The sequence below is a fragment of the Streptomyces exfoliatus genome, from assembly GCF_000725545.1.
GTDB lineage: Bacteria > Actinomycetota > Actinomycetes > Streptomycetales > Streptomycetaceae > Streptomyces > Streptomyces exfoliatus.
In genome coordinates this window covers 112,502-136,008 of sequence record NZ_JNZP01000008.1, presented here as the reverse complement: position 1 = coordinate 136,008, position 23,507 = coordinate 112,502, and the positions used below count along the sequence as shown (strand labels likewise).

The 23,507-nt window shown below is 72.3% G+C and carries 19 protein-coding genes; 7 read left to right on the top strand and 12 right to left on the bottom strand.

Annotated features, from left to right (window positions below; genetic code table 11):
• The first annotated feature begins 37 nt into the window (after positions 1-37).
• From dxs to IO20_RS0111640, 3 genes are all read left to right on the top strand, one after another.
• Complete coding sequence (dxs, locus tag IO20_RS0111650) at positions 38-1,957, top strand: 1-deoxy-D-xylulose-5-phosphate synthase (RefSeq protein ID WP_030549431.1); 1,920 nt, start codon at positions 38-40, stop codon at positions 1,955-1,957.
• Positions 1,958-2,115: 158 nt separating this feature from the next.
• Positions 2,116-3,594, top strand: a complete 1,479-nt coding sequence (locus IO20_RS0111645) for an amino acid permease (RefSeq protein WP_037635241.1) — start codon at positions 2,116-2,118, stop codon at positions 3,592-3,594.
• Positions 3,595-3,693: 99 nt separating this feature from the next.
• Positions 3,694-4,776 carry a PLL family lectin gene (locus tag IO20_RS0111640; RefSeq protein WP_030549433.1) on the top strand — a complete coding sequence of 361 codons (1,083 nt, stop codon included), beginning with the start codon at positions 3,694-3,696 and terminating at the stop codon, positions 4,774-4,776.
• A 73-nt stretch (positions 4,777-4,849) separates the two neighbouring features.
• Here the strand turns inward: IO20_RS0111640 and IO20_RS0111635 are convergent, their stop codons facing one another.
• Positions 4,850-6,988, bottom strand: a complete 2,139-nt coding sequence (locus IO20_RS0111635) for a 3-hydroxyacyl-CoA dehydrogenase NAD-binding domain-containing protein (RefSeq protein ID WP_030549434.1) — start codon at positions 6,986-6,988, stop codon at positions 4,850-4,852.
• Positions 6,985-8,199 carry a thiolase family protein gene (locus IO20_RS0111630; protein WP_030146836.1) on the bottom strand — a complete coding sequence of 405 codons (1,215 nt, stop codon included), beginning with the start codon at positions 8,197-8,199 and terminating at the stop codon, positions 6,985-6,987. The genes IO20_RS0111635 and IO20_RS0111630 overlap by 4 nt, the downstream gene beginning before the upstream one ends.
• 309 nt (positions 8,200-8,508) lie before the next feature.
• Here IO20_RS0111630 and IO20_RS0111620 point away from each other — a divergent pair, with 309 nt between their 5' ends.
• Positions 8,509-9,627, top strand: coding sequence for an alpha/beta fold hydrolase (locus IO20_RS0111620; RefSeq protein WP_030549436.1), 1,119 nt, complete (start codon positions 8,509-8,511; stop codon positions 9,625-9,627).
• A gap of 76 nt (positions 9,628-9,703) precedes the next feature.
• Here the strand turns inward: IO20_RS0111620 and IO20_RS0111615 are convergent, their stop codons facing one another.
• The 3 genes from IO20_RS0111615 to IO20_RS0111605 form a co-directional block, all read right to left on the bottom strand.
• Positions 9,704-10,987: a ribonuclease D gene (locus IO20_RS0111615; RefSeq protein WP_030549438.1), complete on the bottom strand. Its 1,284-nt coding sequence runs from the start codon at positions 10,985-10,987 to the stop codon at positions 9,704-9,706.
• A gap of 82 nt (positions 10,988-11,069) precedes the next feature.
• On the bottom strand, positions 11,070-11,735 hold the full coding sequence (locus IO20_RS0111610; protein WP_030146833.1) for a response regulator transcription factor: 666 nt from the start codon (positions 11,733-11,735) through the stop codon (positions 11,070-11,072).
• Between the two features lie 260 nt (positions 11,736-11,995).
• Positions 11,996-12,697 (bottom strand): DUF3000 domain-containing protein, encoded by a 702-nt coding sequence (locus IO20_RS0111605; protein WP_030549439.1) that lies wholly within the window; start codon positions 12,695-12,697, stop codon positions 11,996-11,998.
• A 91-nt stretch (positions 12,698-12,788) separates the two neighbouring features.
• Between IO20_RS0111605 and hemE the strand changes: the two genes are divergently transcribed.
• A complete protein-coding gene (gene hemE, locus IO20_RS0111600) occupies positions 12,789-13,865 on the top strand; it encodes a uroporphyrinogen decarboxylase (protein WP_030549440.1) in 1,077 nt (358 codons plus the stop codon).
• A gap of 28 nt (positions 13,866-13,893) precedes the next feature.
• On the opposite strand, the gene IO20_RS0111595 is transcribed toward hemE, so the two are convergent.
• From IO20_RS0111595 to IO20_RS36415, 3 genes are all read right to left on the bottom strand, one after another.
• Positions 13,894-14,391, bottom strand: a complete 498-nt coding sequence (locus tag IO20_RS0111595) for a hypothetical protein (RefSeq protein WP_030549441.1) — start codon at positions 14,389-14,391, stop codon at positions 13,894-13,896.
• 66 nt (positions 14,392-14,457) lie between these two features.
• Positions 14,458-15,831: an FAD-dependent oxidoreductase gene (locus tag IO20_RS0111590; RefSeq protein WP_030549443.1), complete on the bottom strand. Its 1,374-nt coding sequence runs from the start codon at positions 15,829-15,831 to the stop codon at positions 14,458-14,460.
• 9 nt (positions 15,832-15,840) lie between these two features.
• Entirely contained in the window at positions 15,841-16,857 is a 1,017-nt protein-coding gene (locus IO20_RS36415; protein ID WP_051874415.1) for a DUF4349 domain-containing protein, read from the bottom strand.
• A 138-nt stretch (positions 16,858-16,995) separates the two neighbouring features.
• Here IO20_RS36415 and hemG point away from each other — a divergent pair, with 138 nt between their 5' ends.
• Positions 16,996-18,447, top strand: a complete 1,452-nt coding sequence (gene hemG / locus IO20_RS0111580) for a protoporphyrinogen oxidase (RefSeq protein ID WP_031127150.1) — start codon at positions 16,996-16,998, stop codon at positions 18,445-18,447.
• Between the two features lie 17 nt (positions 18,448-18,464).
• Positions 18,465-19,178, top strand: coding sequence for a hydrogen peroxide-dependent heme synthase (gene hemQ / locus IO20_RS0111575; RefSeq protein WP_030549446.1), 714 nt, complete (start codon positions 18,465-18,467; stop codon positions 19,176-19,178).
• Positions 19,179-19,331: 153 nt separating this feature from the next.
• On the opposite strand, the gene IO20_RS0111570 is transcribed toward hemQ, so the two are convergent.
• From IO20_RS0111570 to IO20_RS0111555, 4 genes are all read right to left on the bottom strand, one after another.
• Positions 19,332-20,087, bottom strand: a complete 756-nt coding sequence (locus IO20_RS0111570) for a TIGR04222 domain-containing membrane protein (protein WP_030549448.1) — start codon at positions 20,085-20,087, stop codon at positions 19,332-19,334.
• A 60-nt stretch (positions 20,088-20,147) separates the two neighbouring features.
• A complete protein-coding gene (locus tag IO20_RS0111565) occupies positions 20,148-21,224 on the bottom strand; it encodes a TIGR04222 domain-containing membrane protein (RefSeq protein WP_078945954.1) in 1,077 nt (358 codons plus the stop codon).
• A gap of 2 nt (positions 21,225-21,226) precedes the next feature.
• Positions 21,227-22,687, bottom strand: coding sequence for an MbnB/TglH/ChrH family RiPP precursor modification enzyme (locus tag IO20_RS0111560; protein WP_030549451.1), 1,461 nt, complete (start codon positions 22,685-22,687; stop codon positions 21,227-21,229).
• Between the two features lie 82 nt (positions 22,688-22,769).
• Positions 22,770-23,471 carry an aminoacyl-tRNA hydrolase gene (locus IO20_RS0111555; RefSeq protein ID WP_030549453.1) on the bottom strand — a complete coding sequence of 234 codons (702 nt, stop codon included), beginning with the start codon at positions 23,469-23,471 and terminating at the stop codon, positions 22,770-22,772.
• Between the last annotated feature and the right edge of the window lie 36 nt (positions 23,472-23,507).

Here is a 23,507-nt window from a genome sequence, read left to right as displayed (position 1 = left end):
CGGCAAGCTCGACCAGCTCAAACGCAAGGAGGAACGGGTGGCTCTGCTGACCCGTATCAGGGGACCGCGAGATCTGGACCGGCTCTCCCCGGAACAGCTGGACCAGCTGGCCGACGAGATCAGGACGTTCCTCGTGGACGCCGTCTCCAAGACCGGCGGGCACCTCGGGCCCAACCTCGGTGTGGTCGAGCTGACCATCGCCCTGCACCGGGTGTTCGACTCCCCGAAGGACAAGGTCCTCTGGGACACCGGCCACCAGAGCTACGTCCACAAGCTCCTCACCGGACGCCAGGACTTCTCGAAGCTCAAGATGAAGGGCGGCCTCTCCGGCTACCCCTCGCAGGCCGAGTCCGAGCACGACGTCATCGAGAACTCGCACGCCTCCACGGTCCTCGGCTGGGCCGACGGCCTCGCCAAGGCCAACGAGGTCCTGAAGAAGGACGACCACGTCGTCGCCGTCATCGGCGACGGGGCGCTCACCGGCGGCATGGCCTGGGAGGCGCTGAACAACATCGCCGCCGCCAAGGACCGCCCGCTCGTCATCGTCGTCAACGACAACGAGCGCTCCTACGCGCCCACCATCGGCGGCCTCGCCAACCACCTGGCGACCCTGCGCACCACCGACGGCTACGAGCGCTTCCTCGCCCGCGGCAAGGACATCCTGGAGCGCACCCCCGTCGTCGGGAAGCCGCTCTACGAGACCCTGCACGGCGCCAAGAAGGGCCTCAAGGACTTCATCGCCCCGCAGGGCATGTTCGAGGACCTCGGCCTCAAGTACGTCGGCCCCATCGACGGCCACGACATCGAGGCCCTGGAGTCCGCCCTGACGCGCGCCAAGCGCTTCGGCGGCCCCGTGATCGTCCACTGCCTCACCGAGAAGGGCCGCGGCTACCAGCCCGCCCTCCAGGACGAGGCCGACCGCTTCCACGCCGTCGGCAAGATCCACCCCGACACGGGTCTGCCCATCGCCTCCTCCGGCGCCGACTGGACCTCGGTCTTCGGCGAGGAGATGGTGAAGCTCGGCAAGGAGCGCGAGGACATCGTCGCGATCACCGCGGCCATGCTCCAGCCCGTCGGCCTCGACAAGTTCGCCAAGGCCTTCCCCGAGCGGGTGTACGACGTCGGCATCGCCGAGCAGCACGCCGCCGTCTCCGCCGCCGGCCTCGCCACCGGCGGAGTACACCCCGTCTTCGCCGTCTACGCGACCTTCCTCAACCGCGCCTTCGACCAGGTCCTCATGGACGTGGCCCTGCACAAGTGCGGGGTCACCTTCGTCCTGGACCGGGCCGGCGTCACCGGCACCGACGGCGCCTCCCACAACGGCATGTGGGACATGTCGATCCTCCAGGTCGTCCCCGGCCTGCGGCTCGCCGCGCCGCGCGACGCCGACCAGGTCCGCGCCCAGCTGCGCGAGGCCGTCGAGGTCACCGACGCCCCGACCGTGGTCCGCTTCTCCAAGGGCGCGGTCGGCCCGGCCGTCCCCGCCCTGCGCAGGGTCGGCGGCATGGACGTGCTCCGCGAGCCCGGCTCCGACCGGCCGGACGTCCTCCTGGTCTCCGTGGGTGCCCTCGCGCCCATGTGCCTGGAGATCGCGAACCTCCTCGACAACCACGGCATCTCCACCACCGTCGTCGACCCCCGCTGGGTCAAGCCCGTCGACGAGGCCCTCGCCCCGCTCGCCGAGCGCCACCGGGTCGTCGTCACCGTCGAGGACAACAGCCGCGTCGGCGGCGTCGGCTCGGCCGTCGCCCAGGCGCTTCGCGACGCCGGCGTCGACGTGCCGCTGCGTGACTTCGGCATCCCGCCGCGCTTCCTCGACCACGCCTCGCGCGCCGAGGTCATGGCCGAGATCGGGCTGACCGCCCCGGACATCGCCCGCCAGGTCACCGGTCTGGTCTCACGGCTCGACGGCAGGTTCGAGAGCAGCGCGCAGGCCGTGGAGCCTGCCCGCGACTGACGATCCACCGTCACCCGGCGTCACCCTTGGGCCGGTCGGCTCACTCTTCGGAGTGCCGACCGGCCCTTTCGCGTGCATCCTGTCGACAGGGCGGGCAGCCCTATGCCAGGGAGGTTACGACGGTGAGCACGGACCAGCAGCCACGGGCGAACTCCGGTTTGTTCCGCACCAAAACGGTCGAGCAGTCGATCCGCGACACGGAGGAACCGGAGCACGCGCTCCGGAAATCCCTGTCGGCCTGGGATCTGACGGTCTTCGGCGTCGGTGTCATCATCGGCACCGGCATCTTCGTCCTGACGGGCAAGGTCGCCAAGGAGAACGCGGGCCCGGCCACCGCCCTCGCGTTCGTCGCGGCGGGCATCGTCTGCGCCCTCGCCGCCCTGTGCTACGCCGAGTTCGCCTCGACGGTACCGGTGGCGGGATCGGCGTACACCTTCGCGTACGCCTCGATCGGCGAGCTGCCGGCCTGGATCATCGGCTGGGACCTCGTCCTGGAGTTCGCCCTCGGTACGGCGGTGGTGGCGGTCGGCTGGTCCGGCTACGTCCGCTCGCTGATGGACAACGTCGACTGGCATCTACCCGCGGCGCTGCAAGGACCGGACGCGCCCGGCGGCACCTTCGACGTCCTGGCGTTCCTCCTCGTCCTGGTGCTGACCGTCGTCCTCGTCCTCGGCATGAAGCTCTCCGCCCGGATCACCGCGGTCGTCGTGGCCATCAAGGTGACCGTGGTCATGATCGTGATCGTCGCGGGCCTGTTCTTCATCGTCGGCGACAACTACAAGCCCTTCATCCCGCCGGCCGTCACCCCCGAGGGCGGCGGCTCCAGTTGGGACTCCCCGCTGGTCCAGACGATCTTCGGCTACGAGCCGACCAACTTCGGCGTCATGGGCATCTTCACCGCCGCCTCGGTCGTCTTCTTCGCCTTCATCGGCTTCGACGTGGTCGCCACCGCGGCCGAGGAGACCAAGCTGCCGCAGCGGGACATGCCCCGCGGCATCCTGGGCTCGCTCCTCATCTGCACCGTGCTCTACGTGGCCGTCGCGCTGGTCGTCACCGGCATGCAGCACTACAGCGAGCTGTCCGTGAGCGCCCCGCTCGCCGACGCCTTCAAAGCCGCCGGACATCCCTTCTACGCGGGCGTGATCAGCTTCGGCGCCGCCGTCGGCCTCACCACGGTCTGTCTCATCCTGCTCCTCGGCCAGACCCGGGTGTTCTTCGCGATGAGCCGCGACGGCCTGCTGCCGCGCTTCTTCTCCGTCACCCACCCGCGCTTCAGGACCCCGTACCGGCCCACCATCCTGCTCGGTGTGGTCATCGCCATCGTCGCCGGCTTCACCAGCATCAACGAGCTCGCGACCCTGGTGAACATCGGCACCCTCTTCGCCTTCGTCGTGGTCGCCGTCGGCGTCATGGTGCTCCGCAGGACCCGCCCCGACCTGCCCCGCGCCTTCCGCACGCCCTGGGTGCCGGTGCTGCCGATCCTCTCCATCGCCGCCTCGTTCTGGCTGATGCTCAACCTGCCGGGCGAGACCTGGTTCCGGTTCGCCGTGTGGATGGCGATCGGCGTCGTCGTGTACTTCCTGTACGGGCGCGGTCACAGTCGGCTCGGGCGGGAGGGTCAGAGCGCCCGCTACTGAGCGGACGATCCCGCAGCCGCGGAAAGGGCCCTCGGGCAGGGCGACTACAGTCGGTTCGTACCCGAACTCCTTCCGACGACCGGAGTGCTGGATCCCCCCATGGCGAATCGATCCCAGGCCCCCACTGACCGTTCTCCCGGCTCCACCACCGCCCCCGTGCTCCAGGGCGGCTGGCTGACCAGAGGGGTGGAGGGCCGGTTCAGCGCCTATCTCCCCAGGGACGGAGAGGTGGTGCGCTGGACCGAGGAGCCCGACGGCCGCTGGAGCGGGCCCGTGTCGCTCGGCGGCGACGGTCTGACGCCCTTCCTCGCGGTCGGCCAGGGCGCCGACCGGTACGTCCACCTCGTCGGCCTGCGGCCGTCGAAGGGCGGAGAGGGACACGTCGAGCTGGTTCACAGCGTCCAGTTCCAGACGGGCCGCCCGGCCGTCGCCTGGCGGCCGATCGGGCACTCCAACGGCAAGGGGCCCTGGACCGGCAACCCGGCCGTCACGGTGGACGCCCAGGGCCGCGCGTACGTCTTCATGCGCAACGGCGGCGGCGGGCTGAGCGTACGGGCGCAGAAGGACGCCGGCGGCTGGCACCCCTGGTGGGACCTGCACGGCTGGGGCACCGACCCCTCGCCGGTCGCCGTCTGCAACGGCGAGGGGCGTGTCGAACTCCTCACGGCGACCGACAAGGGCCTGCTGCGCTACGTCCAGGAGGAGGCGGGAGGCCGTCCGGTCCGCAAGGACGTCCTGCCCGCCGAGGTGACCTTCGGCACCCTCGCGGCGGTCACCGGCCCCTCCGGTCACGTGACCCTGTTCTACGTAGACAAGGCGGGACAGGTCCGCGCCTGGTCGCAGGGCCGCGACCTGGAGCCGACGGTCCTCGGCGAGGCGGTCGGCACCGGACGGCTCGCCGCCACCCGCTGTCTCATCGACGGCTACGACTGCACGGTCCTCGCACAGCAGTCCGCCGACGGCCGGCTCGCCCTCGCCGCCTACCCGAGCGAGCAGGAGACCGAGGGCATCCAGTGGTCGGAGACCGGGGACGCGCAGGGCGACCTCGACACCGTCCTCACCCGGGGACTCGACGGGCGTCTCGTCGTGATGTCCCGGCTCGGCGGCGGCTCGCTGCTCACCACCCGTCAGAAGGCGGCCGCGGACGGACTCCTTCTGGAGGGCTGGCGCTCCATAGGGTGACGCCCGCCCCGTGACACGACGAACGGCCCCGGCACCTGGAGAAGGTGCCGGGGCCGTCACACGTGCCGGGGTGTTACGCCGGGACGCTCGCCACGCCCTGCGCCAGGAAACGCTTGCCGTTGACGCGCTCGGACACGCCCTCACGGTCCAGGTACGGCGTGATGCCGCCCAGGTGGAAGGGCCAGCCCGCGCCGGTGATCAGGCAGAGGTCGATGTCCTGCGCCTCGGCGACGACACCCTCCTCCAGCATCAGGCCGATCTCCTGCGCGACCGCGTCCAGGACACGGTCGCGGACCTGCTCCTCGGTCAGGACGGAGTCGCCCTGGACGAGGAGGGCGGCGACCTCCGGGTCGAGCTCCGGCTTGAAGCCGTTCTCGGGCTTGTAGACGTAGAAGCCGCGCTTGCCGGCCTCGACGACGGCCTTCAGGTTGGGGGAGACCGTGAAGCGCTCCGGGAAGGCGCGGTTCAGGGTCTCGGAGACGTGCAGACCGATGGCCGGGCCGACGAGCTCCAGGAGGACCAGCGGGGACATCGGCAGACCGAGCGGCTCGATGGCCTTCTCGGCCGTCTCGACCGAGGTGCCCTCGTCGATGACGTTCTGGATCTCGCCCATGAAGCGGGTCAGGATGCGGTTCACGACGAACGCCGGGGCGTCCTTCGTGAGGACCGCGGTCTTCTTCAGCTTCTTCGCCACGCCGAAGGCGGTGGCGAGGGAGGCGTCGTCCGTCTGCTCGCCGCGGACGATCTCCAGGAGCGGGAGGATCGCGACCGGGTTGAAGAAGTGGAAGCCGACCACGCGCTCCGGGTGCTGGAGCTTCGACGCCATCTCGGAGACCGAGAGCGAGGAGGTGTTGGTGGCGAGGATCGCGTGCGCCGGGGCGACCGCCTCGACCTCCGCGAACACCTTCTGCTTGACCGACATCTCCTCGAACACGGCCTCGATGATGAAGTCCGCGTCGGCGAAGCCCGCGGCCTTGTCGAGGACACCGGAGACCAGGCCCTTGAGGCGGTTGGCCTTGTCCTGGTTGATGCGGCCCTTGCCGAGCAGCTTCTCGATCTCGGCGTGGACGTAGCCCACGCCCTTGTCGACGCGCTCCTGGTCGATGTCGGTCAGGACGACCGGCACCTCCAGGCGGCGCAGGAAGAGCAGGGCCAGCTGGGAGGCCATCAGACCGGCGCCGACGACACCGACCTTGGTGACCGGGCGGGCCAGCGACTTGTCCGGGGCACCGGCGGGGCGCTTGGCGCGCTTCTGCACCAGGTTGAAGGCGTAGATGCCGGAGCGCAGCTCGCCGCCCATGATCAGGTCCGCGAGGGCCTGGTCCTCGGCGTCGAAGCCCTTCTGCAGGTCCCCGTCCTTGGCGGCCTCGATGATGTCGAGGGCGCGGTAGGCGGCCGGGGCGGCGCCGTGCACCTTGGAGTCGGCGATGGCACGGCCCTTGGCGACGGCCTGGTCCCAGCTCTCGCCGCGGTCGATCTCGGGGCGCTCCACGGTCAGCGAGCCGTTCAGGACGGAGGCCGTCCAGATCAGCGACTGCTCCAGGAAGTCGGCGCCCTCGAAGAGCGCGTCGGCGATGCCGAGCTCGAAGACCTGCTTGCCCTTGAGCTGGCGGTTCTGGTTCAGCGAGTTCTCGATGATGACCGAGACGGCCTTCTCGGCGCCGATCAGGTTCGGCAGGATGGCGCAGCCGCCCCAGCCGGGCACCAGGCCGAGGAAGACCTCGGGCAGCGAGAAGGCCGGCAGGGCCTTCGACACGGTGCGGTAGGTGCAGTGCAGACCGACCTCGACGCCGCCGCCCATGGCCGCGCCGTTGTAGTACGCGAAGGTCGGCACGGCGAGCGCGGACAGACGCTTGAAGACGTCGTGGCCGCCCTTGCCGATGGCGAGCGCCTCGTCGTGCTTCTTCAGCAGTTCGACGCCCTTGAGATCGGCGCCGACGGCGAAGATGAACGGCTTGCCGGTGATGCCGACGCCGGTGATCTCACCGTTGGCGGCCTCCGCCTCGACCTGGTCGATCGCCGTGTTCAGGTTGGCGAGCGACTGCGGGCCGAAGGTGGTCGGCTTCGTGTGGTCGAAGCCGTTGTCCAGCGTGATCAGCGCGAACCGGCCCGCACCCGCGGGAAGTTCGAAGTGGCGGACGTGGGCGCTGGTGACGACCTCGTCCGGGAAGAGCTCCGCGGCGCCCTTCAGAAGCTCGGCGGTGGTGCTCACTTGCCCTCCCAGTGGGGGTTTTCCCAGATGACCGTGGCGCCCATGCCGAAGCCGACGCACATCGTGTTGAGGCCGTAGCGGACCTGCGGGTTCTCCTCGAACTGGCGGGCCAGCTGCGTCATGAGACGGACGCCGGAGGAGGCGAGCGGGTGACCGTAGGCGATGGCGCCGCCGTACTGGTTGACGCGGGCGTCGTCGTCGGCGATGCCGTAGTGCTCCAGGAAGGCGAGGACCTGGACCGCGAAGGCCTCGTTGATCTCGAAGAGGTCGATGTCCTCGATCGAGAGACCGGCCTTGGCCAGCGCCTTCTCGGTCGCGGGGATCGGGCCGTAGCCCATGACCTCGGGCTCGACGCCGGCGAAGGCGTACGAGACCAGGCGCATCTTCACCGGGAGGTCGTGCTCGCGGGCGAAGTCCTCGGAGGCGATGATCGAGGCGGTGGCGCCGTCGTTGAGACCGGCCGCGTTGCCCGCGGTCACGTTGCCGTGGACGCGGAACGGCGTCTTCAGGTTGGCGAGCGACTCCAGGGTGGTGCCCGGACGCATCGGCTCGTCGGCGGTGACCAGGCCCCAGCCCGTCTCGCCGGTGGAGGCGTCGGTGCGGCGCACCGAGATCGGCACCAGGTCCTGCTGGATCTTGCCGTCGGCGTACGCCTTGGCGGCCTTCTCCTGCGAGCGCACGGCGTACTCGTCGGCGCGCTGCTTGGTGATGCTCGGGTAGCGGTCGTGCAGGTTCTCGGCGGTCATGCCCATGAACAGGGCGGACTCGTCGACGAGCTTCTCCGACACGAAGCGCGGGTTCGGGTCGACGCCCTCGCCCATGGGGTGACGGCCCATGTGCTCGACGCCACCGGCGATGACGGCGTCGTACGCGCCGAACGCGATGGAGCCGGCGACGCTCGTCACGGCGGTGAGGGCACCGGCGCACATGCGGTCGATCGAGTAGCCCGGCACCGACTGCGGCAGCCCGGCCAGGATGCCCGCCGTGCGGCCGAGGGTCAGACCCTGGTCACCGATCTGCGTGGTCGCGGCGATGGCGACCTCGTCGATCTTCGCGGGGTCGAGGCCGGGGTTGCGGCGCAGCAGCTCCCGGATGGCCTTGACGACGAGGTCGTCGGCGCGGGTCTCGTGGTAGATGCCCTTCGGGCCCGCCTTGCCGAACGGGGTGCGGACGCCGTCGACGAAGACGACGTCCCTGACGCTACGAGGCACGATGGCTCTCCTCCAGGGTGCGGGGTGGCACTGCTGCTGCGGCACACGCCTAAGCGTGCGCTTGCTTCTCCCATGCTACTTGTGAGTAACCGGGCTGCCCAGCCCCTGAGGGGCAAGCGGCGAAGGTCACACCCCGAGGATCCCACCGGCCGGGCCGCGCGCCCCCCGCGTACGCCCGACCGTTGGAACGGTCCCGCCCGCCGATGGCCCAGAGCGGCGGCCGCGTCGCGGTGTCGGCCCGCACCGGTGGGCGCAGTCTGGCCGGGCCGGGGCGCGAGGTCCCGGCCCCAGCGCGCAGAAGGGATCCCCGTGCCGATCGTCACCACCGATCACCAGGTCACCCATACATCCACAGTGCCGGCGAACAAGGACGAGGTCGTCAAGCTCTTCGTACGGGAGCGGAACGGCACGCCACCGGGACAGCCGCGCAAGCCGGTCCTGATGCTCCACGGCCGGAGCGTCCCGGTGCTCCCGGGCTTCGACCTCCAGTACAAGTCGTACAGCTGGGCCGAGGAACTGGCGAAGGCCGGCTACGACGTCTTCCTCATGGACCTCCAGGGCTCGGGACTCTCGCCGCGCCCCAAGATGGACGACCCCCACAACGTCAACCCCGCCCAGCAGCACCTGCTGACCCCGAGGCCGCCGGGATTCGTGCCGGGCCCGCCGAGCTACCCGTACCAGCTGACCAACTCGAACAGCGACCGCGACGAGCTGAACACCGTCGTGGAGTTCGTCCTGAACGAGTGCGGGACGGCGAAGCTCGCCTTCGTCGGCTGGTCCGCCGCCGCCTTCCACATGGGGCCGTACGCGATCGACAACCCCGGCAAGGTCGAGAGCCTGTTCCTGCTGGCCCCGATCTTCCCGGCCAACGGCTCCTCCACCCCGCCGTCCCCGCTGCCGCAGCCGGGCTTCCCGACCTTCATCGGGGGGAAGACGGGGTTCGTCAGGGGCATGGACAACGAGACGCACTGCGTGGACCAGCGCGAACCCGGCATCACCGACGTGGCCTGGGACGCGATCATGAAGTGCGACCCGATCGGCAGCGCCTGGGGGCCGCCCACCGGGTTCAACAGGATCAGGAACTTCGTCCGGTGGGGATGGAACAAGACCACGGCGCAGAGCGGAGTGCTCGGCGGAAGCGTGCCGGTGCTCATCGTGTACGGGGACAGCGACACCCAGGTGAACACCTCACCGCCCAACCCCGACCCGGAACTCAACTTCTCGGTCCTCGAGCTCTACGACGCCATCGCGGGCCCCCACAAGCTCATGGTCAAGCTGGCCTGCGCGGGGCACTCGGTGGTGTGGGAGGCGCAGCACAAGAACGTGCACCACCTCTCGAAGCACTGGCTGAAGCACCTCAAGGTCGACGGCAAGACCCAGGGCGTCTTCGACATGGACACCGACGGCATCCTCAGTCCGGCCCCGTAGGGCCGGTCCGACAAGCCCTGGGACCGACGGAAGCCCCCGGCGCCCTCTCGGGCGTCGGGGGCTTCTCCGGACGGGCTCACGCCGTCACTGTCAGCGCTTCCACCAGCAGGGGGGTCACCAGTTCGACCTGCCACGGGCGGGCACCGTGGCCCGCCAGGGCCTCGGCCACACCCGCCGCGTCGGCCGGAACCGGCGGCTCCCAGCAGACCCGCCGCACCGTGTCCGGCGTGATCAGGTTCTCCTGCGGAAGGTTCAGCTCCTCGGCGAGCGCCGAGACCGCCGCACGGGCCGCCGACAGACGGGCCGCCGCGACCGGGTCCTTGTCCGCCCAGGCGCGCGGCGGGGGAGGCCCCGCCACCTGCTGGCCGGGCTGCGGCAGCTCGTTCTCCGGCAGGGCCCTGGCCCGGTCCACCGCCGCCTGCCACTGCTCCAGCTGACGGCGGCCCATCCGGTGGCCGAAACCGGGCAGCGCCGTGAGCGCTGCCAGGTTCACCGGCACCGCGAGCGCCGCCTCCACGATCGCCGCGTCGCTCAGCACCTTGCCGGGGGAGACGTCCCGCCGCTGGGCGACCTGGTCACGGGCCGTCCACAGCTCCCGTACGACCGCCATCTGCCGCCGGCGCCGCACCTTGTGCATGCCGGAGGTCCGCCGCCAGGGGTCCTTGCGCGGCGGGGCGGGCGGGGCGGAGGCGATGGCGTCGAACTCCTGGTGCGCCCACTCCAGCTTCCCCTGGCGGTCGAGCTCCTTCTCCAGGGCGTCCCGCAGGTCGACGAGGAGTTCGACGTCGAGGGCCGCGTACCGCAGCCAGGGCTCGGGCAGCGGGCGGGTGGACCAGTCCACCGCGGAGTGGCCCTTCTCCAGGGCGTAGCCGAGGACGGACTCGACCATCGCGCCGAGGCCGACCCGCGGGAAGCCCGCGAGGCGCCCGGCCAGCTCGGTGTCGAACAGCGAGGTCGGCAGCATGCCTATGTCGCGCAGGCACGGCAGGTCCTGGGTCGCGGCGTGCAGGATCCACTCGGTTCCGGCGAGCGCCTCGCCGAGCCCCGAGAGGTCGGGGCAGCCCACCGGGTCGATGAGCGCGGTGCCCGCGCCCTCGCGGCGGAGCTGGACGAGATAGGCGCGCTGCCCGTAGCGGTAGCCGGAGGCGCGCTCGGCGTCCACGGCGACGGGGCCGCTGCCGGCGGCGAAGGCGGCGATCACCTCGGCGAGGGCGTCCTCGGTCTCGACTACGGGCGGAATCCCCTCGCGGGGCTCCAGCAACGGGATCGGAAGCCCATTCGCAGGGACATCGTCGTCCGGGGGGCCGCCCCCGGTGGTGCGCAGTGCTGTGTCTGCTGCGGTCTCTTGGGCGTCGGTCACCTGTCAAGGGTATCGGTCAACGGCAAGCGCCTGTCGACGGAACGTTCCGTCGACAGGCGCTCGCCGTTCGTCAACCCGTCTGTCAGTGGATGATCCCCGTCCGCAGGGCCACCGCGACCATGCCGGCGCGGTCGCCGGTGCCCAGCTTGCGGGCGATGCGGGCGAGGTGGCTCTTCACGGTGAGGGCCGAGAGGCCCATGGAGACGCCGATCGCCTTGTTCGACTGGCCCTCCGCGACGAGCCGGAGCACCTCGACCTCTCGGCCGGAGAGCTCGCGGTAGCCGCCCGGGTGGCTCGGGGCACCCGGGGGGCGGCGGTGGCCGAGACGGGAGGCCGCGGCGCCGATGGGGGCTGCGCCGGGCCGGGTCGGGTGACCGATGTTGTTCCGGGTGCCGGTGACGACATAGCCCTTCACACCGCCGGCCAGGGCGTTGCGCACGGCGCCGATGTCGTCGGCGGCCGAGAGGGCGAGGCCGTTGGGCCAGCCCGCGGCGCGGGTCTCGGACAGCAGGGTCAGACCACTGCCGTCGGGCAGGTGGACGTCGGCAACGCAGATGTCGCGCGGGTTGCCGACGCGGGGACGTGCCTCCGCGATGGACGAAGCCTCGATCACGTCGCGTACTCCGAGGGCCCACAGGTGGCGGGTCACGGTGGAGCGGACGCGCGGGTCGGCCACGACAACCATGGCCGTCGGCTTGTTCGGGCGGTAGGCGACCAGGCTTGCGGGCTGCTCGAGGAGAACGGACACCAGGCCTCCTGGGGGGAAGGGTGCGGGACGGAGCCGGCTCGGGGAAGAAGCCGGGGGCGAACCCGTGCTGAGAAGGGGTCACTGACTCCTTCGGCAGCTGGGCCGCCCGCCTTTAGGGAAAGATCACGATTTGGTGAGTAACAATTAGGGCAATTCGGACGCGTGATCGATCATCCTACGAGTGGCCCCCGCTCCGTCACCCCTGCGAGCGAGCGTCGGAGCCCCGTTCGGACCCCGCGGAAGTGGCCTGATCTCGTCCCTCAGGGCTGCTGGGGCCCCCGCCGCTGAGGCAACGAGACGATCCCCGCACCGGACACCGTGCCGGCCGCTCCCGCCGTCGGCTCGGCCGGCGCGGGCGGCAGCCCCGCGATCTGGCAGAGCAGATCGCACCAGGCCGCCAGATGCGCCCCCGTGTCCGGCACCCCGCCCAGACCCTCACGCGGTGTCCAGGACGCCCGGATCTCGATCTGGGTCGCCGGCCTGCGGTCCGCGAGCCCGCCGAAGTAGTGCGAGCCCGCCATCGTGACGGTCCCGCTCGCCTCCCCGTACGCGAGCCCCCGCGCCTCCATCGCCCCGGTCAGCCAGGACCAGCAGACCTCCGGCAGCAGCGGATCCGCCGCCATCTCCGGCTCCAGCTCCGCCCTCACCAGCGTCACGAGCCGGAACGTGCCCTTCCAGGCCTCGTGACCGTCCGGATCGTGCAGCAGCACGAGACGGCCGTCCGCCAGGTCCTCCTCACCGTCCACGACGGCCGCCTCCACCGCGTACGCGTACGGGGCGAGGCGCTGCGGGGGCCTCGTCGGATCGATCTCGATCTCGGGCCGCAACCGCGCCGAGCGCAACGCCTCGACCGCCCGCCGGAACGCCGGTGGCACCGGGTTCGACTCCGTACTGTCCGCCGTTTCGTCCGTCCCTCGATCGCCGTCGGAATGATCGGAAAAATGTCCCTGAGCCGCAGCCATGCGGGGAAGAGTAGGCGGAACGGGGCCTTCGCGCAGGGAGGGACACCCGGCCCGGACGAGCGGCTTCCCGCCACATGCGAAGATTCTGGGCGTGAGTGCCAATGACCGCCCGCAGGGCCAGCAGACGAAGCAGCAGTCGCGGACGTACGACTCCGCGTTCCTCAAGGCATGCAGGCGCGAGCCGGTGCCGCACACGCCCGTCTGGTTCATGCGGCAGGCCGGGCGCTCCCTCCCCGAGTACCTGAAGGTCCGCGAGGGCATCCCCATGCTCGAGTCGTGCATGCGCCCCGAGCTGGTCAAGGAGATCACGCTCCAGCCGGTACGGCGCCACAAGGTCGACGCCGCCATCTACTTCAGCGACATCGTCGTCCCCCTCAAGGCCATCGGGATCGACCTCGACATCAAGCCCGGCGTCGGCCCGGTCGTCGCCGACCCGATCCGCACCCGCGCCGACCTGGCCCGGCTGCGCGACCTGACCCCCGAGGACGTCCACTACGTCACCGAGGCCATCGGCATGCTCACCGAGGAGCTCGGCGAGACCCCGCTCATCGGCTTCGCGGGCGCGCCCTTCACCCTCGCGAGCTACCTCGTCGAGGGCGGCCCCTCGCGCAGCCACGAGCACACCAAGGCGCTCATGTACGGCGACCCGCAGCTCTGGGCCGACCTGCTCGACCGCCTCGCCGAGATCACCTCGGCCTTCCTCAAGGTCCAGATCGAGGCCGGCGCCTCCGCCGTCCAGCTCTTCGACTCCTGGGTCGGCGCCCTCGCCCCCGCCGACTACCGCCGCTCGGTGATGCCGGCCTCCGTGAAGGTCTTCGACGCCGTCGCGGGCTACGGCGTCCCGCGCATCCACTTCGGCGTGGGTACGGGCGAGCTGCTCGGCCTCATGGGCGAGGCCGGCGCGGACGTCGTCGGCGTCGACTGGCGCGTCCCGCTCGACGAGGCCGCCCGCCGCGTCGGCCCCGGCAAGGCGCTCCAGGGCAACCTGGACCCCGCCGTGCTCTTCGCCTCGCGGGAGGTCGTGGAGGCCAAGACGGACGAGGTCCTGGCCGCCGCGCGCGATCTCGAGGGGCACGTCTTCAACCTGGGCCACGGCGTCATGCCGGCGATGGACCCGGACGCCCTGAGCCGCCTCGTCGAGTACGTGCACACGCGGACGGCCGTCTGAGAGCCGTCCGCGTGCGCGGCGGGCGAGGTCAGTACTCGCAGTTGACCGGCGGGTTGCCCGTGTTCACCTGGCAGGCGTCGAAGCCGTCGCCGCCGTTGGCGGTGCCGTTGTTGACGTTGACCCTGAGGTAGTCGTTGCCGGCGTTGCCGCGGACGGCGCCGCTCGAGGTGAGCAGGCCGTCGACGACGAGGTAGTCCGACTCCTCGTTGCCCGCGATGACACCGCTGACCACGACGTTCGAGCGCGACGTGATGTAGTCGCGGCCCAGGCCGCCGGTGACGGTGCCGGCGGTCGGGCCGGTCAGGACGATGTAGTCGTTGCCGCCGAGACCGTTGACCTGGTGGCCGGGGTCGACCGACGAACACACGATGTAGTCGCTGCCCGGTGTGCCGTTCACGACCGGTCCCGACCGCGGGATCCCGTTGACGCTGCAGGAGGTCACCGCGTGCGCGGGGGCTGCGGACAGGGCGAGCGGGGCGATGACGAGGGAGGCGGCGCAGAGCGCACGCGCGGTGTGTCTGATCATGTGACCAGACACTCACGGTGACGAGGAACGTGCAAATCGTCACCACCCGTCACGCCGCCGCTCGGGTCATCCCGCCGCCCGAACGGCCGCCGTCGCCTTCCGCGCCGCGACCAGGACCGGGTCCCACACCGGCGAGAACGGCGGCGCGTACCCCAGGTCCAGGGCCGTCATCGCGTCCACCGTCATCCCCGCCGTCAGCGCCACCGCCGCGATGTCCACCCGCTTCGCCGCGCCCTCACGGCCCACGATCTGCACCCCCAGCAGCCGTCCCGTACGCCGCTCGGCCAGCATCTTCACCGTCATCGGCGCGGCCCCCGGGTAGTACCCCGCCCGGCTCGTCGACTCGATCGTCACCGTCACGTACCGCAGCCCCACCTCCCGGGCGTCCTTCTCCCGCAGGCCCGTCCGCGCGATCTCCAGGTCGCACACCTTCGACACCGCCGTCCCCACCACCCCCGGGAACGTCGCGTAGTCACCGCCCACGTTCGTGCCGATGACCTGGCCGTGCTTGTTCGCGTGCGTCCCCAGCGGCACGTACCGCTCCCGGCCCGAGACCAGGTCCAGGACCTCCACGCAGTCGCCGCCCGCCCAGATGTTCCCCTGCCCCCTGACCCGCATCGCCAGATCCGTGAGCAGTCCGCCGTGCGCCCCGAGCGGCAGCCCCGCCGCCCGCGCGAGCGAGGTCTCCGGCACCACACCCATACCGAGGACCACCACGTCCGCCGGATACTCGGCGTCCTCCGTCGCCACCGCAAGGACCCGGCCGTCCTCCCCGGTCAGGATCTTCGTGACCTCCGCGGAGGCGACCGTCGTGATCCCCAGGCCGTCCATCGCCCGGTGCACCAGACGGCCCATGTCCGGGTCCAGCGTCGCCATCGGCTGCTCGCCCCGGTGCAGGACCGTCACCTCGTAGCCCCGGCCGAGCAGCGCCTCCGCCATCTCCACGCCGATGTAACCCGCGCCGACCACGACCGCCCGCCGCCCCGGAGTCCGGTCGAGCGTGTCGAGCAGCGCCTGCCCGTCGTCCAGGGTCTGCACCCCGTGCACCCCCGGCGCGTCGATCCCCGGCAGCGCCGGGCGCTTCGGCCGCGCCCCCGTCGCGATCACCAGCTTGTCGAAACCCGTCCAGGCCTCCGTACCCGCCTCCAGATCCCGCGCACGGACCCGCTGACCGGGCACGTCGATCGCCGTCACCTCCGTCCGCATCCGCAGATCGATCGCACGCTCCCGGTGCTCACCGGGGGAACGGGCGATCAGCTCGTCGAGGGCGGAGACGTCGCCACCGACCCAGTACGGGATGCCACAGGCCGAGTACGAGGAGAAGTGACCGCGCTCGAAGGCGACGATCTCCAACTCCTCGGGGCCCTTGAGCCTGCGCGCCTGCGACGCGGCGGACATCCCCGCCGCGTCGCCACCGATGACCACCAGTCGTTCGCTCATGAGAAGAAACTACTTCTCGGGGGTCTCCGTGGGCTCGGAAGCCGTGGGAGCCCCTGCGGCGTTGCGGGCGACGGCCGGCAGGTCGGACGCGGCCGTCGTCCGGACGGTGCCGGCCGCGCGGCGCGGGCGGATGAGACGGGCCCAGAGCACGTAGCCGATCAACGCCACCGCGAGCCACGGGGCCAGGGCCGCCAGGACCACGCCGATCCAGGCCACCGCGCCGACCAGCGCGTTCCACCCGCCGCTCAGGGCGTCGCCGAAACCGGGACGGCCGTCCTCGGGCTTCTCCTCGGCGAGCGGCTTCTCCTTCTGCGTCAGTTCGAGGGTGATCGTCGCCAGGGACGTCTTGTCCTTCAGCGAGGACTGCTGGGCGAGCAGCGCCTCCAGATCCGCCTGACGACGGCTCAGCTCGCCCTCCAGGGTCACGATGTCGGCCAGCTTCTCCGCCCGCTGCATCAGCGCCCGCACCCGCGCCACGCTCGCGCGCTGGGTGGCGATCCGGCTCTCCACGTCCACCACCTGCTCGGTGACGTCCTTGGCGTCCGCCTTGCGGGCGAGCAGCTTCCCGGTCCCCGCGAGGTCGTTCAGGACGGAGTCGTACCGCTCCTGCGGCACCCGCAGCACGAGGTGGGAGGTGACGTGGTGATCGTCGACCCGTTCCGTCGTCTCGTTCTCCACGCGCCCGCCCGCCGTCGCCGCCACCCGGCGGGCCGTGGCCAGGGCCTTCGTGACGTCGCCGACCTCCACGGTGAGGGAGGCGGTACGGATGACGTGCTGCTGCTGTGCGGGGGCCTTCGACTGCGACCCGGCCTGCTCGCTCCCCGAGGAACCGTCGGCGGCGCCCTGGCCCGGGGCCTCCGCCATGCCGCCCTTGTCCGCGTCGGCGGGCCCCGCCGCGCTCAGGCCGGACTTCCCCGAGCCCGCGTCCGCGCCTCCGGCGCCGCAGCCGGTCAGGACCAGTGCGGCCGTCAGCAGTGCCGCGGCCGCCGCGGCCCGCGTTCTCGCCGGCGTTCGTGCGTTTCGCATCGCGTCCCCCCCAGGGGTGGTGGTGAGTGTCGCTCCTTCGACGAACGGGCCCCCGGGCGGGTTGCCGTCCGGCGGTAGCGATGCGGTCACGGTCAGGCCTCGAAACGGGAGGCGCGGGCGATTTGAGAGAGTGGTCCCATGAACGCGGACACCACGGGACCCCATGTCGTCGTCGCCGGAGGCGGGATCGCCGGGCTCGCGGCCGCCCACCGGCTGGCGCTCGCCGGCCACCGGGTGACCCTCCTCGAAGCGGGACCCCGGCTCGGCGGCAAGCTCCTCGCAGGGGAGATCGCGGGCGCACCCGTCGACCTCGGCGCCGAGTCGCTGCTCGCCCGCCGCCCCGAGGCGGTCGCCCTCGCCAGGGCCGTCGGCCTCGGCGACCGGCTCCAGGCGCCCGTCACGACCACCGCGTCCGTCTGGTCCAGGGGCTCACTCGTCCCCATGCCCAAGGGGCACGTCATGGGCGTCCCGGCCGACGCCCACGCGGTCGCCGGGCTCCTCTCAGAGGAGGGCGTGCGCCGCATCGGCCGCGACGGCGAGCTGCCCCCGGCCGACATCGGCGAGGACATCGCCATCGGCGCGTACGTCGCCGACCGCATGGGCCACGAGGTCGTCGACCGGCTCGTGGAGCCCCTCCTCGGCGGGGTGTACGCCGGTGACGCCTACCGCATCTCGATGCGGGCCGCCGTTCCCGCCCTCTTCGAGGCCGCCCGCCGCCACCCCACGCTCACCGCCGCCGTCCGCGCCGTCCAGCAGGCCGGGGCGACCGTCCCCGCCGACACGGCGGGCGCCGCCACCGGCCTCGGCGGCTCCGTCTTCCTCGGCATCGACGGCGGCGTCGGCACCCTGCCCGGTGCGGTCGCCGACGCGATCCGTACCGCGGGCGGCACGATCCTGACCGACGCCCCCGTGACGGAACTGCGCCGCACCGGCCCCACCGGCTGGCAGGTGGTGAGCGGCGACCGGGTCCTCACCGCCGACGCCGTCGTCCTCGCCACCCCCGCGGGACCCGCGGCGGCGCTCCTCGCCCCGCACGCGCCCGCCGCGTCCGCGGAGCTCGACACGGTCGCGTACGCCTCCATGGCCCTGGTCACCCTCGCCTTCCGCCGCTCCGACATGCCCGCCCTGCCGGGCTCCGGGTTCCTCGTGCCGCCCGTCGACGGGCACACGATCAAGGCCTCCACCTTCTCCTCGCAGAAGTGGGGCTGGGTCGCCGACGGCGCCCCCGACCTGTTCGTGCTGCGCACCTCCGTCGGCCGCCACGGCGAGGAGGAGCAGGTCCACCGCGAGGACGCCGACCTCGTCGCCGCCTCCCTGAAGGACCTCGCCGCCGCCACCGGGCTCGCCGTCCGCCCCGTGGCCACCACGGTCACCCGCTGGACGGGCGGCCTGCCCCAGTACCCCGTCGGCCATCTCGACCGGGTCGCGCGGGTCCGCGAGGCCGTCGCCGCCCTTCCCGGACTGCGGGTCGCGGGCGCCGCGTACGACGGTGTCGGCATCCCCGCGTGCGTCGCCTCGGCCCATCGGGCGGCCGACGAGATCATCACCACGTCGAAAAGGACCGACCCCGGTGCGGGGCACTCCCTGTGACGGGCGAGAATAGGCGTATGAGTGCGCCCGAAAAGATCCCGAACGCCGGTAAGAAGGCGAAGGACCTCAACGAGGTCATCCGCTACACCCTGTGGTCCGTGTTCAAGCTGCGCGATGTTCTGCCCGAGGACCGGAGCGGCTACGCCGACGAGGTCCAGGAGCTGTTCGACCAGCTCGCGGCCAAGGACATCACCGTCCGCGGCACGTACGACCTGTCCGGTCTGCGCGCCGACGCCGACGTCATGATCTGGTGGCACGCCGAGACGAGCGACGAGCTCCAGGAGGCGTACAACCTCTTCCGCCGTACCCGCCTGGGCCGCGCCCTCGTGCCGGTCTGGTCGAACATGGCGCTGCACCGCCCCGCCGAGTTCAACAAGTCGCACATCCCGGCCTTCCTGGCCGACGAGAACCCCCGCGACTACGTCTCGGTCTACCCCTTCGTGCGCTCCTACGACTGGTACCTGCTGCCGGACGAGGACCGCCGCCGGATGCTCGCCGACCACGGCAAGATGGCCCGCGGCTACCCGGACGTGCGCGCCAACACGGTCGCGTCCTTCTCGCTCGGCGACTACGAGTGGCTCCTCGCCTTCGAGGCCGACGAGCTGCACCGCATCGTGGACCTCATGCGTCACCTGCGTGCCTCCGAGGCGCGGATGCACGTCCGCGAGGAGGTCCCGTTCTACACCGGTCGTCGCAAGAGCGTCGCCGAGCTGGTGGCGGGCCTGGCCTGACGGCCTTGCGAAACCTGGTGGCGGCCCGGCTCCGGCCGGGCACGCCACCCCTCGACCCGGAAGATCAGACGGCAGGCGGGAACATCGCCTGCCGCTCCAGCGACACCGGGTCCGGCTCCGGGTGCGGCGCGCGTGATGCGCGCCGCACCGGCGTCATTTCCGGGCCCTTCCCACTCCCAGGGCCGCCCGCAGCTCGGGCTCCAGGACCACCGGCCCGCGCGTCGCGAAGGCCGTCAGCGGGTCGGTGGGCGAGAGTCCCGCGAGCAGCCGCTGCCCGGCGGGGGACGCCCAGCGGGTGTACGGGTAGACCTCGATCCGCCCGATCAGCAGACACAGCCCCGACGCGACCAGCGGCAGGGTGAACCCGGCGATGACCGGGGCCCGTTCGGCGGCGGGCACCAGAAGGGCCGACACCGTGCCGAGCGCGAGACTCAGCAGCAGTCCGGCCCGTACCGTCCGCAGCCCCGCGTCGATCTCCCGGCGGCCCGACTCCGGCACGGCGAGCCCCCGTTCGACGAGCCGCTCCGCGAGGACGCGTACGCAGTCCGCCGCGGCGACCGCCGGCCGTACGGCGGGAATCGGCGACTGCCCGCCCGGCCCGATGGCGCCGATCACGGCCCGCTCCACGCCGTCCCCGTCCGCCGGGTGCGCGACGTCCACGACCGTGGCCCACCCGGTGTGGGCGAGCAGCAGCCGGCGCTCCCGGTGCATCGACACGAGGGTCAGATCGGTGACCCGCAGCGGGCCGCCGGCGAGGTAGGCCGCCTCGCCGACGGTGAGTTCCGGCGTGGTTCCGGCGGGCAGGCCACCGAGGCCCGGCCGGGCGGCGGTCAGCGTGGCCCGACAGAGCCGCGCACAGCCGACACCGGCCACGGCGCACGCCACGAGCAGCAGGGGAACCCAGATCATCCCCGAGTTGTACGGGAGGCGGGGCGCGCCCGCCACCCGAATCCGTCAGCCGCCGCCCGGTCAGCCGCTGGAGCTGGAGCACGAACTCCCGCTGGAACTGGAGCTGGAGCACGAGCTGCCGCTGGAGCTGGAGCACGAACTGCCGCCGGAGCCGGAGCCGGAGCACGAGCTGCCTCCCCAGCCCCCGCCGCCGCCCCCGCAGGCGGACCCTCCGCCGGAGCAGGACCCGGAGGAACAGGAACCACCGGAACCAACGGAACCACCGGAACCGCCCGACCCGCCTCCGCCGTAGGAGGGGCTGTCCCACGCGCACCACACGGCCGCCGCTCCGAGGGCCGCCCCCGAGGAGGAGTGCGTGGAGACGTGCGACGAAGGACGTCTGCCGCGTCCGGGCGCCGGCCGGTAGACCCGGGCGGCGGCGAGGAGTTGCTCCCGCAGCACCGGGTCCGGCAGGGCCCGCAGCCCGTACAGGGCCACGAGATGGCCGGCGTCCGCGAGATGGCCGTACGCCCGCCCGTACGCGGCGACCGCGTTCCGGCCGGCGCCGGTGAGCTGCCCGGAGGCGATCGAGCCGCAGACGGCGCCGGTGATGCCCGCGGCGAACAGCACCGGCAGCACCGTGATGACGAAGGGGAGCGCGAACTCCGCGTCCGAGGCGAGGTCGATCATCGTGAGGAGCACCGAGACGGGGAAGAGGAGAAGGGCCGTGAGGCCGAGGGCGGCACACCAGCGGACCGTGGTCCGCCGCGTCGCGGGGTCGACGACGAGCCCGCGCGCCGCGAGGCCGTCGCCGATCTCCTGCACCGCCGGGTGCTGCATCACGGAGAGCCGCAGGTGGTGCAGGGCCCCGTGCGGGGCGGCGGCGCACTCCTGGAGCACGGCGCGCTCCACCGGGTCGTGCGCGGTGGGGCGGACGACGGCCACGATCCCGGGGCCGCCGACGGCGAGCCTGCCGTCCGCCTGGAGGGCGGCGAGGGCGGTGTCGACGACCCTGGCGGGCCCTCCGTTGAGGAACGCGACCTCGTACCGGTCGTGGACGGGCCCACCGGGGCCGCGGCGGGTCCGGACGACCCGGGTGATGACCAGGGCGATGCCCGCGGCGCCCGCGAGGTAGTAGACGACGGTCAGGACGTTCATGGTCATCTCCTCACCAGGGCGTGGCGGGCGGCCCGCGCGAGCCGGGTGGCGCGGTTCGGCGGGCGACTGCCGGAACGGTCCTGCCACCACTCCGTGAGCCCGCGCCGTGCCACCGGATCCTCCGGCCGCCCCGCCAGCAGCAGGTGCTCGGCGAAGTCGAGGGCGTCCCGGCGGTAACCGCCGGTCATGGGGCGGGTCCTCGCGTACGCGAGGAACGCGGGCCGGAAGCCCGTACCGAGGATCTCCGGCAGCTCGGGCGCGACCTTCGCGACGACCCCGGCCCGCTTGGCCGCGAGGGCCCGGCTCTGCACCCCGAGCCGTCGACTGTCGAACCCCTCGGGCGCGGGCGTCCCGGCGACGAGCGCGGAGAGGAGCGAGGCCTGCGCGAGGCCGAGGCGCTGACGGGCGCCGTCGCGCGATTCCTGCTCGGGGGCGGGGGCGGGGACGGGGACGGCGACCGGGACGGGGACCGGGACCGGGACGGGGCCGCTGGGCATAGGGCCCCCCGAGACGCGGGCCCCGGCACCGATCAGCAAGGGCCGCGCCGGGTCGGCGACGGCCCGACGGCGCGCGGGCCCGAGCGAACGGGCACCGTGCTGGTGAGCCGTAGCCACCTCTTCCGTACCGGCGGAACGTACGCCCGCGGCCGCCACCGTCGAACGGATCACGTCCAGCTCGACGGACAGCTCCTCCGCCGGAGGGAAGTCGTCGTCCCGCTCAAGCAGCACTCCCGGCGGCGACACCCGTGACGCCAGATCCGCCAGAACGTCGAGGACCGCCCGTGACACGGGATGCGCGTGCGTGTCGTGCCAGACCCCGTCCCGCTCGACACCCCCCGCCACATGCACGTACGCGATGGCCTCGACCGGCAGTTCGGACAGCGCCCGCGCCGGGTCCTCGCCCCGGTTGACGTGGTTGGTGTGCAGATTGGCGACGTCGATGAGAAGCCGTACCCCCGTACGCTCCACCAGCTCCGCCAGGAACCGCCCCTCCGACATCTCCTCGCCCGGCCAGGCGACGAGCGCCGCGATGTTCTCCAGGGCGAGCGGCACGGGCAGCGCGTCCTGGGCGATCCGCACGTTCTCGCAGAGCACGTCGAGGGCGTCCCGGGTGCGGGGCACCGGAAGCAGATGGCCCGCTTCCAGCAGCGGGGACGCCGTGAGCGGGCCCCCGGCCCGTACGAACGCGATGTGCTCCGTGACCAGCGGCGCGCCGAGCGCCACCGCCTTCTCGCCGAGCGCCGCGAGCCGCGCCGGGTCGGGCCGGTCCGCGCCCCCGAGCCCCAGCGAGACGCCGTGCGGGACGACCGTGACGCCGCGCTCGCGCAGCCCGGTCAGTGAGTCGGGCAGATGGTCCGCGCAGATGTTCTCCGCGACGACCTCCACCCAGTCGACGCCGGACAGTCCCTCCACCGCCTCAGCGATCTCGGGGCGCCAGCCGATGCCGATGCCGAGTTCCGTCATGTCCCCCTCCTTCGGTCCTCAGTTCCCCACGTGATGACCCGGAAGGAAACGGTCGAACCCCGAGAGGGGAACGTTCAGAGCTTCATTTGAGGTTCGGGAACGCCGACACCACCGTGCACGAGCCCGGTGCGATCTCCGTGAACCCCGCGTCCCGCACCACCGGAAGACCGCTCTCCGTCAGGGCGGCCCAGTCGCCCGTCGGCGCCGTCCGTACCGCGAGCGGGAACCCGGCCTCGCGCCAGGCCTCGCGCTCGTCCTCCGTCATCGCCCACCACAGCAGCTGCGCCCCGTGTCCGGTCTGCGCCATCGCCTTGCCCGCCGACATGTCGAGCGCGGGACTGAGCCACAGCACCGCCGCCCCCTCGGGGACGGGTCCCGGCGCTGTCGGGTCGTCGAGGTCGGTGCCGGAGACCTGGAGCTTCGCCAGCTCCTTGGGCCAGCCGTCGAGCGGGACCGGCGGGAAGACGCGTACCTCCGCCTCCTTGCCGGTGACCGTGATCCCCGGGAGGGCCTCCGCCCGCCGCCACTCCCCGCCGCGCGCCCGCCGCACCACCTTGCGGATCCTGGCGTCCTGCCAGTCGGTCATCACCCGCGCCCACTCGCCCTCGCCGAGGGAGCGGTCGTCGGTCAGGATCTCCAGGACCGCGCGGGCGGCGGTCTCCAGGGCGTCGGTACGGGCCGGCGGGGCGTCCCGCTCGATGCGGACGACCAGGGGGAGGACGAACTGGGGCTTCTCGTCGCGGAGATCGGCGGGGGCGCGGGGATCGGTCACGTTGCTGCTCACCCGGCAAGTCTGCCACTGCCCTGACGAGCCGTTCTT

Excerpts from the sequence above, each read along its gene's own strand:
- IO20_RS0111595 (WP_030549441.1), bottom strand. The coding sequence starts at position 14,391 with ATGATCAGACACACCGCGCGTGCGCTCTGCGCCGCCTCCCTCGTCATC.
- IO20_RS36415 (WP_051874415.1), bottom strand. The coding sequence starts at position 16,857 with ATGCGAAACGCACGAACGCCGGCGAGAACGCGGGCCGCGGCGGCCGCG.
- hemQ (WP_030549446.1), top strand. The coding sequence starts at position 18,465 with ATGAGTGCGCCCGAAAAGATCCCGAACGCCGGTAAGAAGGCGAAGGAC.
- IO20_RS0111590 (WP_030549443.1), bottom strand. The coding sequence starts at position 15,831 with ATGAGCGAACGACTGGTGGTCATCGGTGGCGACGCGGCGGGGATGTCC.
- IO20_RS0111565 (WP_078945954.1), bottom strand. The coding sequence starts at position 21,224 with ATGAACGTCCTGACCGTCGTCTACTACCTCGCGGGCGCCGCGGGCATC.
- IO20_RS0111560 (WP_030549451.1), bottom strand. The coding sequence starts at position 22,687 with ATGACGGAACTCGGCATCGGCATCGGCTGGCGCCCCGAGATCGCTGAG.
- hemG (WP_031127150.1), top strand. The coding sequence starts at position 16,996 with ATGAACGCGGACACCACGGGACCCCATGTCGTCGTCGCCGGAGGCGGG.
- IO20_RS0111605 (WP_030549439.1), bottom strand. The coding sequence starts at position 12,697 with ATGGCTGCGGCTCAGGGACATTTTTCCGATCATTCCGACGGCGATCGA.
- IO20_RS0111570 (WP_030549448.1), bottom strand. The coding sequence starts at position 20,087 with ATGATCTGGGTTCCCCTGCTGCTCGTGGCGTGCGCCGTGGCCGGTGTC.
- IO20_RS0111640 (WP_030549433.1), top strand. The coding sequence starts at position 3,694 with ATGGCGAATCGATCCCAGGCCCCCACTGACCGTTCTCCCGGCTCCACC.